This is a genomic window from Nocardioides sp., from assembly GCF_036503465.1.
GTDB lineage: Bacteria > Actinomycetota > Actinomycetes > Propionibacteriales > Nocardioidaceae > Nocardioides.
Genome location: NZ_DASXWU010000089.1, coordinates 36362 through 48949, shown reverse-complemented (window position 1 = coordinate 48949; position 12588 = coordinate 36362). Strand labels below are relative to the sequence as shown.

The following is a 12588-nucleotide window of genomic DNA, read 5'->3' as shown; positions in this document are numbered from 1 at the left end:
GACAACGCCCGTCAAGAACGCGCAATGTTTGGGTAATCCCTGACAAGACGGCCCCTCCAGCCCCCCGGCCAGGGGCCGTTTTGTCAGGGAGTACCCCAACGGGCGGAGGCATAGTGCGGATCGCGGTGATCGGAGGGGGCCCCGGCGGCCTCTACTTCAGCGCGCTCGCACAACAGCTGGCGGCGACCACCGGGCAGACGCACGAGATCACGGTGTGGGAGCGGAATGCCGCGGACGACACGTTCGGGTTCGGTGTGGTGTTCAGCGACGAGACCCTCGGCGGCATCGAGCACGCCGATCCCTCCGTCTTCGCGCAGATGCAGCGGGAGTTCGCGATCTGGGACGACATCGACGTCCACTTCAAGGGCGAGGTGCAGACCAGCGGCGGACACGCGTTCGCGGCGATGAGCCGGCGCCGGCTGCTCGAGATCCTCCAGACGCGGTGCCGCGAGCTCGGCGTCACGATCCACTTCCAGACCGAGGCGCCCGACGTCGACGAGCTCGCCGCGTCGTACGACCTCGTCGTGGCCGCCGACGGCCTCAACTCCGCGGTCCGCAAGCGGTACGCCGACACGTTCCGGCCGTCCCTCGACGTCCGCGACTGCCGCTACATCTGGCTCGGCACCAGCCTGGTCTTCGACGCGTTCAAGTTCTACGTCCGCGAGACCCCGTACGGCGTGATGCAGATCCACGGTTACCCGTACGACGCGACCGGCTCGACGTTCATCGTCGAGATGACCAGCGAGGTCTGGAGGCGGGCCGGCTTCGAGGACTTCGCCGACCGTGCCTGGGCGCCGGGCGAGTCCGACGAGAAGTCGATCGCCCTGATCCGCGAGCTGTTCGCCGACGTGCTGGACGGACACGAGGTCATGGCCAACAACTCACGCTGGATCTCCTTCACCACCGTCCGCAACGAGCACTGGGTGCACACGGAGCCGGGGCGGGCACCCGTCGTGATCCTCGGCGACGCCGCGCACACCGCTCACTTCTCGATCGGGTCCGGCACCAAGCTGGCGATGGAGGACGCGCTCGCCCTCGCCGCCTGCCTGCACGAGGACTCCGACACCGGCGCCGCGCTCGCGACGTACGAGGAGGAGCGCAAGGCGGTCGTGCTCTCCACCCAGCGCGCGGCGCAGGCAAGCCTCGAGTGGTTCGAGAACCTCGCGCAGTACGTCCACCAGGAGCCGACCCAGTTCGCGTTCAACATCATGACGCGGTCGCGGCGCGTCACCTACGACAACCTGCGCGTGCGCGACCCGGAGTTCGTCGCCCGCTGCGAGGCCTGGTACGCCGCGGACTGCCACGGCCGTCCGGAGACCCCGCCGATGTTCCAACCCGTCACGCTCCGCGCGTCGGAAGGCCCCGGCCTCACCCTCAACAACCGGATCATCGTCTCCCCGATGGACATGTACGTCGCGCAGGACGGCGTGCCGACGGAGTTCCACCTGGTGCACCTGGGCGGCAAAGCGCTCGGTGGGGCGGGGCTCGTGATGACCGAGATGATCTGCCCCTCGTCGATCGGGCGGATCAGCCTTGGCTGCGGCGGCCTCTGGACCGACGAGCAGCGCGACGGCTGGAAGCGCGCGGTCGACTTCGTGCACGCGAACACCTCCGCCGCCATCGGCTGCCAGCTCGGGCACTCCGGCGCGAAAGGGTCGACGAGGCTGATGTGGGAGGGCATCGACGAGCCGCTGCCCGACGGCAACTGGGAGGTCGTCGCGGCCTCACCCGTCGCCTACTCCGAGATCAACCAGACCCCGCTCGAGCTCGACCGGGCCGGCCTCGACGAGATCCGTGAGGAGTTCGTCGCGTCGGCCCGGCGCGCGGCCGAGGCCGGCTTCGACCTGCTCGAGCTGCACTGCGCGCACGGGTACCTCCTCTCCGGCTTCCTCTCCCCGGTGACCAACCGGCGTACGGATGAGTACGGCGGCGACATCGCCGGCCGGTTGCGCTTCCCGCTCGAGGTCTGGCACGCGATGCGCGAGGTGTGGCCGGCCTCCAAGCCGATGACGGTGCGCATCTCGGCGACCGACTGGGTCGAGGACGGGCAGACGCTCGAGGACGCGCTCGCCGTGGCGGCCGCGTTCGCCGAGGCCGGCGCGGCCGCGATCGACGTCTCGACCGGGCAGGTGACCAAGCGCGAGCGCCCGGCGTTCGGCCGCAGCTACCAGACGCCGTACGCCGACGCGATCCGCAACCGTCTCGGCATCCCGACGATCGCGGTCGGCGTGATCTCGTCGTACGACGACGTGAACTCGATCCTGATGGCCGGCCGGGCCGACCTCTGCGCGCTCGGCCGGGTGCACCTCTACGACCCGAACTGGACCCTCCATGCTGCCGTCGAGCAGGACTACGACGGCCCCGGCGCGATCTGGCCCGACCCATGGCGCGCCGGACGGCGCAGGCCGCAGACCGGCCGCACCGACGGCCCGAAGCCGCGTCTGGAGCTGATCCGCTTCGGAGGCGGCGGGACGTCCCACCGCCGCTGGCGTCCGGCTGGTCCGCGCTAGGCGATCGGGGTCGAGATCGCGCGCGACACCGATCGACGTCGCGACGCCAGGTCGATCACGTTGTCGCGGTGGACCACGGCCCGCGCCTTGCGGAGCGTCCGTCGGGTGACCTTCCCGTTCCGCACCGAGATCGCGAGCATCACGCCCGTCTCGTCGTCGTACGCCGCGACGACGCCGTCGAGCCGGTGGTCATCGAGCTCGAGCAGCGAGCGCAACCGCTCGGCCGCCTCGTCCGGATCGGCGCCGGGCCTGGGTCTCAACCTGGCCCCGTCCCGGCTCCCGACCCACTCGGTGTTGTCGCTGATGAACGCGACATCGCTCCCGCAGTAGGGCGGGTCGACGTCCACCGCTCCGGCGTACTCCATGCCCACGCCGACTCCTCTCGTTCGGTTCGTCCCGGCTTCCTTCCCCACGAAGCCGTTCCTCTCACCCGGCACCGACGGGCCTGTGGAAGACGCGGAGCACGGTCGCCGGATTCGGAGGATCGTCGTGGGCATGAACCCGGAGCCGTTCCGTCCGCTTCTGCACACGCAGGCCGACGTCGAGGCCATGTGGAGGCGGCTGATGTCCCCCCTCGGGTTCGCGTCCTCGTCGCTCTGGATGGTCGTGATCGAGGGCGACCGCCCGGTGCCGAAGATCCTCGAGATCGTCGAGCTGGGCGAGCCGCCGACCGGCGACGAGATCGACAAGTACGCCGGAGTGCTCGCGCCGCTGGTCAACGTCTCCACCCGGTTCGCCTTCCTGCGCTCCCGCCCGGGCGGCGGGCGACCCGACGCCGACGACCGGGCCTGGGCGCGTGCGCTGTACGACGCGGGCCGCCGCGCCGGGGCCCGGCTCGAGGTGATCCACCTCGCCCACGATCACGACGTCCTGCCGCTGGCCATGGACGACCTGCTCGCCGAACCTGCGTGATCCACAGCCGGGTCCTCGAGGGTGCCCTCGGCGCCCGGAAGTGAGTACGGTGAGCAGCGCATCGACAGCCGTCTCGGGAGGCACCGCTTCGATGGTCGTACGACGTTCCCTGGCCGGCGCACTGGCCGCGCCGCTGCTGCTGCTCGCCGCCTGCGGTGGCGGCGCCGACTCCATAGCCGACCCGCCGATCTCGAGCGCCCCCACCTCGTCGCCCACCAAGCCGCCCAAGCAGGAAAGCATCGAGTCGTTCATCCGTCGATGGGTGAACGAGGACACGAGGATGCAGAACACCGGAAACACCGCCGAGTTCCGATCTATGTCGAAGGGCTGCGACGGTTGTGACGCAGTGGCGGACCGGATCGAGGCCATCTATAAGGCTGGAGGGCGGGTCCGGACTGACGGCTGGTCCTTGCTCCGTTCATATCAAAGTGCTCATCACGGCAAGACCCGCACGATCGAATTGCTTGTCGATTCGGCGCCGACGGCCTACACACCCTCCGCGGGAGCGTCGCTGAGGCATCTGCAGGGAGGGCGCGAGCATTTCCAGGTGCGATTAATCCCGACTGCTCACTCGTGGTTAGTGACACAGTTCGTTCAGGTGGACTCATAGATGCGATTCGGAGTTGTCATCGCGTTCCTCATCGGCATTATGGTCATCGCACCCGAAGCTCGTGCGGATGCTCAAAGTTGCGGCGGATCTGGTGATCTCAACAGCGAGTCGGTGAAATGCGTGAAGTCCGGCTCCGAGACCAACGACTACATCGCCGGCCACTCCGAGCACACCTACTCGATCCGTCCGGCCTGCGGGGTCGGTGGCAGCGCCCTGTGCCACGAGCCCGCGGCGTGCAACATCGACGGCCACGACGGCTCGCTCTACAACGTCTACGAGGACGCACAGACCGAACCTCTGCCCTGGCAGGCGTGTCTGACCAACGCCGAGGCGGTGAAGCTCGGTGCCCTCACACCGGACCTCGTCCTACGCGCGTTCCGGCGGCTCTCGTGGCCGGACTCCGGGCTGGTGGTGCAGCCCCCGAAGGGGAAGACGCTGGTCAACTTCGACACGAACTTCTACACCACCAACAGCGACCCCACCACGCACACGGTCACCCTGATCGGCCAGCGGGTGACGATCGAGGCGACGCCGACGCAGTACACCTGGCACTTCGGCGGGGACGATGCCGACGGGACGAGCGACCTGACCACGACCGACCCCGGTGCGGCGTACCCCGACCTCCGGGTCACCCACCGCTACATCCGCGTCGGCACGGTGACGCCCAGCGTCGACACGACCTACTCCGGCCGCTACCGCGTCAACAACGGCCCCTGGCGGGCCATCCCCGACACCCTGACGGTTCCGGGAGCGGCGGTCGACCTCGAGGTCGTCAGCGCGACCCCGCACCTGGTCGGCTACTGAGCCCTCACATCAGGCATCACCAACCCCACCGGGGCCGGCGTACCCAGATGCCGCAGCTCTTCGTCGACCCCCGCCTCACCCCGCGGCACGCCGGTAGCTCCGGCGGCGACACCCACTCGTCGGCCTCCTCCTCGTAGGTCATCAGTGATCTCGCCATCGTGACCCCGTTCAGGAACAGCTCGCAGTCGCAGTAGCCCCCATGGCCCCCATGCGCCGCTCCAGCGCGGTGGGCTTAGGAGCGCGCTGGTCGCGGTAGTTCCTCACGAAGCGCAAGGTCGTGTCGCAACCGTGCTCGTCGACCATCCGGGCGACGTCGCAGAAGAGACACTCGCGGCCCCGCACGCCCGTGAGCCTCACCACCATGGCCGCGAGGAGCAGCTCGGCGTCTTCGTCGATCGTCGTGTCGGTCATCGGTGGGGCTCACATCCTCGAGCGTTCGTCCGGACAGGAACACCACTCCAGCACCGACCACGGACAGCCCGGACCGTGTTTCCACAAGGCGCTCGTCACGGGCCAGCAGGAGCCTCGATCCAGACGCTCGGAAAGCCCCGCTCACGACCGCCGCGGGTCGGCTGCCGTGTCCGGCCGCCGACCGTGAACCCGGATCGCGTCACCTGCGCCTCCGTCGACCGGCTGGACGGAGGGTCGCCGTACTCACTGAGCACGAGCCGCCCGCCGGGAGCGACGACGTGGTCGAGCTGGTGCCGGATCAGCTCGCGATGACGAGCCGCCGGGACGACGTCGAGCAGGACGTGCACGACGTCGAACCGCTCCCCTTCCGGGTGCACCCACGTCAGCGCGTCGCCGACGAAGAAGTGCGAGGCGTACGCCGGGTGGTCCACGCGTGCGCGGTCGACCAGCTCGGGCGCGATGTCGACGCCGTACGGATCGACCTCCACCCCGCGCTCGGCCGCCCACGAGACCATCGAGACCGGCAGGTGCCCGTTCGCGCAGGCGTGGTCCAGGAACCGCACCGACGTGCGCGACGGGTCGAAGGCGTCGACCAGAGCACCGCGGGCCTCCTTCCACTCGGCCTCCGAGCCGCCGAAGCCGGAGCCGCCCTGCGGTGTGTCCGCCGAGAGGTAGGCACCCACCAGGGTCCGGTGCATGTCGGCCGCGCGGCGTTCGTAGGGCCTCGTCCGCCGCGACTCGTCGGCGGCCTCGACGAGCGCCGCCCACGCCTCGTCCCCCTGCGGGCGCAGCAGAGACGCACCGTCCGCGACAGAGCCGGTCCACCACGGCACGTCGACGGCGCTCAGCCGGGTGCCGGCGTACGTGCCGCCGAAGACCCAGAATGCGACATGCCGCCCGTCATCGCACAACGCGAACGGGTGCGTGTCCTGCCGCCGGAAACCCATCGTCTCCAGGGGGATGCGCAGGACCGAGTCGTCCCAGACGTCCTCGTCCGGCCGACGAGCGTCGGCCGGGACCGCCCAGCGGCCGTCTCTCGAGTGCATCACCAGGACGACCCCGTCGGGGGCGTCGGCGTCCTCGATCAAGCACACGACGCTGACCCGCGTGATCCGGTCCCAGGCCACGGCCTCGGGATCGGCGATGGAGGAGATGGCTTCGGGGCCCACGGCCCTCATCCTGCCCCGGATGCCAGACTCGACGGCATGCCGCTGAACCTCCGTCGCCGAGCGTGGCCGATCGCAGTCGTCGGCGACGCCCTGGCGGTGCTGGTCTTCGCGACCATCGGCCGCGCCAGCCATCACGAGACGACGAGCGCCCGCGGGATCTGGCACACCGCCTGGCCCTTCCTGCTCGGAGCCGCGCTCGGTCTGGCGATGACCGCCGTGTCGCGCGTCAGGCCGACCGCGATCCGGGCCGGGGTCCGGGTGTGGGTCTGGACCGTGGTGATCGGGATGGTGGTGCGGTCCGCGACCGGCGCCGGAACGGCGTGGGCGTTCGTGGTGGTGGCCGTGATCGTGCTCGGGGTGTTCCTGATCGGCTGGCGCGCGGTCCTCGGCCGTCGCTCGCTCTGGGGCATCGGCCGGCGCTCCGGTTGGCGGCTGGGCGGGCACTCCCGGTGGCCTCGGATTCCGCGCTGACCCCTGTACCCACCAAGGCGCATCACAATCCACCCCTGGGGATGGAACATTCGTGCCCCCCGCGGCCTACCGTGATCGCGAACGCCGAGCCTTCCACGGGCGACACGCTCGCTCCGTGGCCGGCTACCGGTCCGGCGCGCAAGGGGGATACGCGAGGGCCCGGCCACCCCGTGGTGACCGGGCCCTCGTGTTTGTCTGCGATCGGGCCCGCGATCAGTCCTGGGCCCGCTCCCCATCGATCGACTCCGCGGCGCCGGTGCTGATCTCGATCCTGTGGCCCTCGGTCTCGGCGTAGGCGCCCGCCACCCGGACGGTCAGCACGCCGGCGTCGTACGACGCGGAGACGGCCTCAGCGGTCACGCTCGGCGAGAGCCGGAACGACCGGGTGAAGCTGCCGTAGCGGAACTCGCTGAACCGGCGGCCCTCGCCCTGCTCCTCACGCTGGTCGCGGCGGCTGCCGCTGATCACCAGGTGGCGGCCCTTCACCTCGACGGTGACGTCGTCGGTCGAGACGCCGGGCAGCTCGAGCCGGATCACGGCGTCGTCGCCCTCCCGGTGCGCCTCGGCGGCCGGGCTGAACGACAGGCCCGACGCCGAGCCCGACGGCGTGCTCCGGGACAGGGTGCGGCCCGAGCCGGTCGAGGTCGACGGGCCGAACGCGGCGCGGACGAGGTTGTCGAACTCACGGAAGAACGGATCGCGCTGCCGACGCGACACGGTGTTGCTCATGGTGGTCGCTCCTGGGGTGCGGGCCCGCCCTCGCGGGCCGTTCACCCCGTACAACTTGAGTCGAGTCGACTCAATTCCGGCTTCCGCGCGCCACGGTGTTCGCCCGCAGCGAACCATCGGCGAGCGGTGAGCAGGCCACGCACTCCGGCGCGCGGCATGTGGCTCCGCCGCGGACACGGACCCGCAACGGTCCGGACAGAAGTCTCCCCCGGCCGTCCGACGGCCGGGGGAGACGTGTAGGAGAAATACGTCAGCGGAGCGCGGCGGCCAGGGTCCGCACCGACAGGTTCTGCGGGTAGTTGATCGTGGTGGCGTCACGGGCGAGCTCGGGCTGCAGCGGCGAGTGCATCCGCACCCAGCGCCGGTAGCCGATCCCGGTCATCGACTGGTAGTGGAAGCTCCGCTCGCGCAGGCCGCGCTCCACCTCGAGGCTCAGCCCGTCGGCGATCAGCATCCCGTGCACCACACCCGGCCGCGACTCGGCGCGCAGCCAGTCCACCGACAGCGCGAGCTGGTCGAGCGCGCCGATGCCCACCGCGGTCGTCTTGTTCTCCACGACCAGCCAGTCGTCGGCCGCGCCCTTCTCGCAGTCGTGCGTGAAGCGCATCAGCAGGTCGGCCCGGCGGCCGTCGACGAACATGTGCTGCTGACCGCGTACGCCGTCCATCTCCTCGCTGGCGAGCCGGACCGCGAAGCCCAGCTTGTGCAGGATGTCGAGCCGCGCGAGCAGCCAGCCCTCGAACGCGTCGCGGTTGGGCAGCGCCCACACGGCGTACGGGTTCGGCCGCCCCTCGGCGTCGGGCCCGAACGTGCCGAGCCACACGTCGAGGATCTTCAGGAACCGCTCGGCGTCGGCGTCCTCGATCATCAGCCGGTCCATGCAGCGGGCGAGCAGCCCGAACCGGCCGATCATCGGGTACCGCGAGACGGTCTCGATCGGGAGCATCAGCGTCTCCGCGAGCTCGGCCTCGGTGACGTCGACGCTCTCCGGCAGCTGCCACTGCCCGTCGCCCATCCGCAGCAACAGACGGTCGAGGACGGGGCACCCGAGCCGGCCGATCACCAGCGGTGGTGCGACCACCGAGATGTCGTCGGCGAGGCACTCGTCGACGGTTTCGTGCGCGATCGTCGTGAACGTCGAGACCTTCTCGTAGGACTCGCCCGTCGTCTGCATGACGGCGTTGATGACCTTGTCGGACTCAGCCATGTCGCCACACCCCCCAGTGTCGATGGGAAGCGTAGTGAAGGCCCGTCGGAAAACACCTGACCCACACGGGCCAGGGGCACTTCTTTACCGAAGCCAAGTAGTGCTCCGGACCCGGCCGGGCACCGCTCCCTGGCGGCACCCGCCCCGGCGAGCTCCTGAGGACTTTCTACGTCGTGAGGTCACCCGCCGTCCGGAGAATGCCGACATTTTGCCTTCCGGATCAGGCGACCGCGGTCTCACACCAGCCGGTGCGCCCCCGGCTCGCTGAAGAAGGAGAGGTGCAGCCGCACGGGGGCAACCAGCGGACGGACGTACGCCGTGTCCGGCTCGACGACGCGCCACAGGGCCCGGTAGTCGGTGTGGTCCCAGACCCACCGCTTCACCCGCGGCAGCACGGCGAACGCGTAGAACCCGAACGAGAGCAGCACGCAGGGCCACCACACGAGCCACTCCCGGAGCAGGTCCCGGGCCCGGCCGGTGAAGACCACCGCGCTCCCGCCCATGACGAGGTGCCGTGCGTCCCACCGCTTGACGAGCACGAGCGCGGGCGGGAAGGCGAAGCCGAGCGTGACCAGGACGAGGAGCAGCGCCAGCAGGCGGGTGCCGAGATAACCCGTGACGTCACCGTCGAATCCGAAGCGGCCTGAGTTGTGCGACATGGAGACCCCCCGGAATCCACGGCCCGAGTCGATCTGGTGAGGCCGGGAGGCGCGCTGACCGGCGGCCAGCGCCCGGCCTCCGGAAGAAACGCCCGAGCCGCCCGGTCATGACGCGGGAATCGCCGGGGAGAGGTCGCGGGCGTAGGTCTGGCCGACCAGGTCGACGCCGTAGCTGTGGTGCGGCTCCTCGGCGACCAGCTCGAAGCCGGCGTCGAGGTAGATGCGGCGCGCCGCTGCGAGCGGGTGGTTGGTCCAGAGCACCATCCGCCGATAGCCGGCCGCCCGCGCGAACCCGAGACATCGGTCGACGAGCGTGGCGCCCAGCCGTTGTCCGCGGGCGCGCGGGTCGACCAGGAGGATCCGCAGCCGCGCCGTCTCGTCGTCCTCGCGCATGCAGAAGACGCATCCCACCCGCCCGGCTTCGTCCTCGGCGATCCAGGCCGCCTCGCGAGCGGGGTCGTGGTCCGCGGCCCAGTCGGCGACGATCCGGGCGACCAGCGCCTCGAACGTCGTGTCCCATCCGAACTCCCGGGCGTAGAGCTCGCCGTGCGCCTGCACGACCCAGCCGAGGTCGCCCGGCTGTCCGATCTCCCTGATCTCGACCATCCGACATCCTCCTACTGACACGACTGTATCAGTAGGATGTGCGCATGCCGCAGGAGCAGCCCAGCGCCCGACAGGTCGAGCTCGTCGACGCCGTCTACGCCTATGCCCTCGAGCACGGTCTGGCCGGCGCCTCGCTGCGGCCGGTGGCCGAGGCGATCGGCTCGAGCACGGGAGTCCTCCGGTTCCTCTTCGGGTCCAAGGACGGGCTGGTGCAGGCGGTGCTCGACCGGGCCCGCGCCGACGAGCTGGCCATTCTCGCCGCCCTGCCCACCGACGGGGATCTACGGGGTGTGGCCGAGGCCGTGTGGACCTGGCTCGTCGACCCACGGCACGCACCGGTGCTCCGGCTCTGGGTCGAGTCGTACGCCACCTCGCTCAGCCAGCCGGACGGCCCGTGGGGAGACTTCGCCCGGCGTACCGTCGACGACTGGCTCGCAATGCTGTCCCGCGCCCAGCCCCCGGCCGTACGCCGCACCGCCGCGGGGGCCGCGGAACGAACGGCGGTCCTCGCCGTCGTGCGCGGAGGACTGCTCGACCTGTTGGCCACCGGCCAGCGGGCGCGGGTCACCCGCGGGGTGCACGAGGGCATCGTCTCCGTGACCGGCTGAGGCTCTTCCCCGCTGCGCACGCTCGGGTCTATCTTCGGTTCGCCGCGTGCCCCTTCTCGACGGAGGCGGGCGGGGCTCAGCCGGGGGTGAGCCAGGTCTGGTGTGCTGCGGCCCGGGGTCGCAGCCGAGTAGCTCCGGAGCGTCCCGTGACCCACGCCGCCGACCCTGCCGACATCCGCCCTGCTGACGAGTCAGCAGGGACCGACCACGACGACGCACGCCTCGCGAGCCTGGGCTACCAGCCGCAGCTGCGTCGGGTCCTCGGCTTGTTCGCGAACTTCTCGGTCGCGTTCACCTATCTCTCCCCGATGGTGGGGATCTACTCCCTGTTCGTGCTGGGCCTCGGCACCGGCGGGCCGGCGTACATCTGGCTGAACTTCATCCCGATCATCGGGATGCTGTTCGTCGCGCTGGTCTTCGGCGAGCTCGCCAGCCACTACCCGGTCGCGGGCGCGCTCTACCAGTACTCGAAGTTCTCGGTCGGTCCCGGCTACGGCTGGTTCGTCGGCTGGTTCTACGGGTTCGCGCTGCTGGTCACGGTGGCGGCGGTCGACACCGGCGTCGTCGGCTACTTCGCGGCACTGACCCACAACTGGTTCGGCTGGAACCTCGATCCCGCCGACCACTTCACGATCCTGTGGGTCACCGTGCTGCTGCTGGTGATCCAGACGGTCCTCAACGTCACCGGCGCGCGCGTGATGGGACGGGTCGCGCAGTTCGGCGTGTACGTCGAGATCGTCGGCACGTTCGGGATCGCGATCATCCTGGCCATCCACGGCTTCCACCACGGGCTCGGCTACCTGTTCTCGACCCAGGGCCAGACGCACGCGTCGACGAACGCGCTCGGCCTGGACTTCCACGGCAGCTTCCTGGCCGCCGGCCTGATCGCCGTGCTCGCGCCGGTCTACATCTACTACGGCTTCGAGTCGGCCGGCGACATCTCGGAGGAGACCCGGGACGCCGGCCGCCAGGTGCCACGGGCCATGCGCCTGGCCGTGATCTGGGGCGGCGTCGGCTCGCTGGTGCTGACGGCCGCGCTGCTGCTCGCCATCCCGGGCGACGGCTCGAAGGGGGTCGTCGACGCGTTCAACGGTGGCGTGCCGTTCATCCTCGGACAGCTGCCCTCCGGGGTGCAGGACTTCCTGCTGCTGATGATCATCTTCGCCTTCTTCTCGTGCGGCACCTCGATCCAGGGCGCCGGCAGCCGGCTGATGTTCAGCTACTCGCGCGACCAGGCGCTGCCCGGATCCTCGTGGATCTCGCGGGTCCACCAGCGGTTCGGTACGCCGGTCAACGCCCTGATCGCCGGTGCCGTGGTGTCGGCGCTGTTCGTGCTGCTGGTCTTCGTCTCCCCCGCGACCGACAAGCACTTCCTGTTCATCACCTACCCGGGTCACGTGAACGCGCTCCTCGCCCTGGTGTCGTTCGGGGTCAGCGGCATCTACCTGTCGTTCCTCCTGACCGTGCTCGGCGCTCTGGTCGCGCGGTCGCGGGGCTGGGTGCCCGAGGGCCGCTTCACCCTGGGGCGCTGGGGCACGACGGTGACCGTGATCGGGGCGGCGTACCTGGGACTGATGTTCATCAACGTCGTGCTGCCGACCGGCCTGACCTCGCCGCGCGGCGTCTTCAACTACGACTGGATCACGCTCCTCGTGATCGTGATCATCGCGGTGATCGGCGCGGCGTACTTCTTCACGGCCCGGCCCGACCGCGGCGTACGCCGGCACCTGCACGACGACCTCGAGCCCACCGGCGCCGAGCGCGAGCAGCCGCCCTCCGACGAACCACCGACCGAGGAGCCGCCCACCGCCGAGCCGCCCGGCGCTCCCGCGTAGAAGGACGGCTGCTGACCCATCCGTCGACCGGTCGCGTCCACCTAAACCACCGCGAGA

General features: G+C 70.3%; 15 protein-coding genes. 7 read left to right on the top strand and 8 right to left on the bottom strand.

Going from position 1 to position 12588, the window contains the following annotated elements; genetic code table 11:
* The first annotated feature begins 113 nt into the window (after positions 1–113).
* Positions 114–2510 carry a bifunctional salicylyl-CoA 5-hydroxylase/oxidoreductase gene (locus tag VGK78_RS16240; RefSeq protein ID WP_331528760.1) on the top strand — a complete coding sequence of 799 codons (2397 nt, stop codon included), beginning with the start codon at positions 114–116 and terminating at the stop codon, positions 2508–2510.
* Here VGK78_RS16240 and VGK78_RS16235 read toward each other — a convergent pair.
* On the bottom strand, positions 2507–2881 hold the full coding sequence (locus VGK78_RS16235; protein WP_331528758.1) for a hypothetical protein: 375 nt from the start codon (positions 2879–2881) through the stop codon (positions 2507–2509). The two genes, VGK78_RS16240 and VGK78_RS16235, sit on opposite strands and share 4 nt — an antisense overlap.
* 124 nt (positions 2882–3005) lie before the next feature.
* Here VGK78_RS16235 and VGK78_RS16230 point away from each other — a divergent pair, with 124 nt between their 5' ends.
* The 3 genes from VGK78_RS16230 (at position 3006) to VGK78_RS16220 (ending at position 4836) form a co-directional block, all read left to right on the top strand.
* Positions 3006–3422 (top strand): hypothetical protein, encoded by a 417-nt coding sequence (locus VGK78_RS16230; RefSeq protein WP_331528757.1) that lies wholly within the window; start codon positions 3006–3008, stop codon positions 3420–3422.
* A gap of 49 nt (positions 3423–3471) precedes the next feature.
* Positions 3472–4032 (top strand): hypothetical protein, encoded by a 561-nt coding sequence (locus tag VGK78_RS16225; RefSeq protein WP_331528756.1) that lies wholly within the window; start codon positions 3472–3474, stop codon positions 4030–4032.
* A 120-nt stretch (positions 4033–4152) separates the two neighbouring features.
* Complete coding sequence (locus VGK78_RS16220) at positions 4153–4836, top strand: hypothetical protein (RefSeq protein WP_331528755.1); 684 nt, start codon at positions 4153–4155, stop codon at positions 4834–4836.
* 16 nt (positions 4837–4852) lie between these two features.
* Here VGK78_RS16220 and VGK78_RS16215 read toward each other — a convergent pair whose 3' ends face one another.
* The 3 genes from VGK78_RS16215 to VGK78_RS16205 form a co-directional block, all read right to left on the bottom strand.
* Complete coding sequence (locus VGK78_RS16215) at positions 4853–4993, bottom strand: hypothetical protein (protein WP_331528754.1); 141 nt, start codon at positions 4991–4993, stop codon at positions 4853–4855.
* 11 nt (positions 4994–5004) lie between these two features.
* Positions 5005–5247 (bottom strand): DUF2695 domain-containing protein, encoded by a 243-nt coding sequence (locus VGK78_RS16210; RefSeq protein ID WP_331528753.1) that lies wholly within the window; start codon positions 5245–5247, stop codon positions 5005–5007.
* 95 nt (positions 5248–5342) lie between these two features.
* Positions 5343–6416 (bottom strand): class I SAM-dependent methyltransferase, encoded by a 1074-nt coding sequence (locus VGK78_RS16205; RefSeq protein ID WP_331528751.1) that lies wholly within the window; start codon positions 6414–6416, stop codon positions 5343–5345.
* A 36-nt stretch (positions 6417–6452) separates the two neighbouring features.
* Here VGK78_RS16205 and VGK78_RS16200 point away from each other — a divergent pair, with 36 nt between their 5' ends.
* Positions 6453–6887, top strand: a complete 435-nt coding sequence (locus VGK78_RS16200; protein WP_331528750.1) for a DUF3054 domain-containing protein — start codon at positions 6453–6455, stop codon at positions 6885–6887.
* A 213-nt stretch (positions 6888–7100) separates the two neighbouring features.
* Here the strand turns inward: VGK78_RS16200 and VGK78_RS16195 are convergent, their stop codons facing one another.
* The 4 genes from VGK78_RS16195 to VGK78_RS16180 all read right to left on the bottom strand — a co-directional run bounded on the left by VGK78_RS16195 (position 7101) and on the right by VGK78_RS16180 (position 10088).
* The gene (locus tag VGK78_RS16195; RefSeq protein WP_331528749.1) at positions 7101–7616 is read right to left on the bottom strand and encodes an Hsp20/alpha crystallin family protein; all 516 of its coding nucleotides are present in this window, start codon (positions 7614–7616) and stop codon (positions 7101–7103) included.
* Between the two features lie 250 nt (positions 7617–7866).
* Complete coding sequence (locus tag VGK78_RS16190) at positions 7867–8823, bottom strand: hypothetical protein (protein ID WP_331528748.1); 957 nt, start codon at positions 8821–8823, stop codon at positions 7867–7869.
* Between the two features lie 236 nt (positions 8824–9059).
* Positions 9060–9515, bottom strand: a complete 456-nt coding sequence (locus tag VGK78_RS16185) for a DUF898 family protein (RefSeq protein ID WP_331528810.1) — start codon at positions 9513–9515, stop codon at positions 9060–9062.
* Between the two features lie 72 nt (positions 9516–9587).
* Positions 9588–10088 carry a GNAT family N-acetyltransferase gene (locus VGK78_RS16180; protein ID WP_331528747.1) on the bottom strand — a complete coding sequence of 167 codons (501 nt, stop codon included), beginning with the start codon at positions 10086–10088 and terminating at the stop codon, positions 9588–9590.
* Between the two features lie 44 nt (positions 10089–10132).
* Here VGK78_RS16180 and VGK78_RS16175 point away from each other — a divergent pair, with 44 nt between their 5' ends.
* Together VGK78_RS16175 and VGK78_RS16170 are read left to right on the top strand one after the other, a co-directional pair.
* Entirely contained in the window at positions 10133–10696 is a 564-nt protein-coding gene (locus tag VGK78_RS16175; RefSeq protein ID WP_331528746.1) for a TetR/AcrR family transcriptional regulator, read from the top strand.
* A 146-nt stretch (positions 10697–10842) separates the two neighbouring features.
* Positions 10843–12531, top strand: a complete 1689-nt coding sequence (locus VGK78_RS16170) for an APC family permease (RefSeq protein WP_331528745.1) — start codon at positions 10843–10845, stop codon at positions 12529–12531.
* Positions 12532–12588: the final 57 nt, after the last annotated feature.

Coding starts and splice junctions, on each gene's coding strand:
- VGK78_RS16180 (WP_331528747.1), bottom strand. CDS start 10,088: ATGGTCGAGATCAGGGAGATCGGACAGCCGGGCGACCTCGGCTGGGTC.
- VGK78_RS16175 (WP_331528746.1), top strand. CDS start 10,133: ATGCCGCAGGAGCAGCCCAGCGCCCGACAGGTCGAGCTCGTCGACGCC.
- VGK78_RS16195 (WP_331528749.1), bottom strand. CDS start 7,616: ATGAGCAACACCGTGTCGCGTCGGCAGCGCGATCCGTTCTTCCGTGAG.
- VGK78_RS16210 (WP_331528753.1), bottom strand. CDS start 5,247: ATGACCGACACGACGATCGACGAAGACGCCGAGCTGCTCCTCGCGGCC.
- VGK78_RS16200 (WP_331528750.1), top strand. CDS start 6,453: ATGCCGCTGAACCTCCGTCGCCGAGCGTGGCCGATCGCAGTCGTCGGC.
- VGK78_RS16230 (WP_331528757.1), top strand. CDS start 3,006: ATGAACCCGGAGCCGTTCCGTCCGCTTCTGCACACGCAGGCCGACGTC.
- VGK78_RS16215 (WP_331528754.1), bottom strand. CDS start 4,993: ATGGCGAGATCACTGATGACCTACGAGGAGGAGGCCGACGAGTGGGTG.
- VGK78_RS16190 (WP_331528748.1), bottom strand. CDS start 8,823: ATGGCTGAGTCCGACAAGGTCATCAACGCCGTCATGCAGACGACGGGC.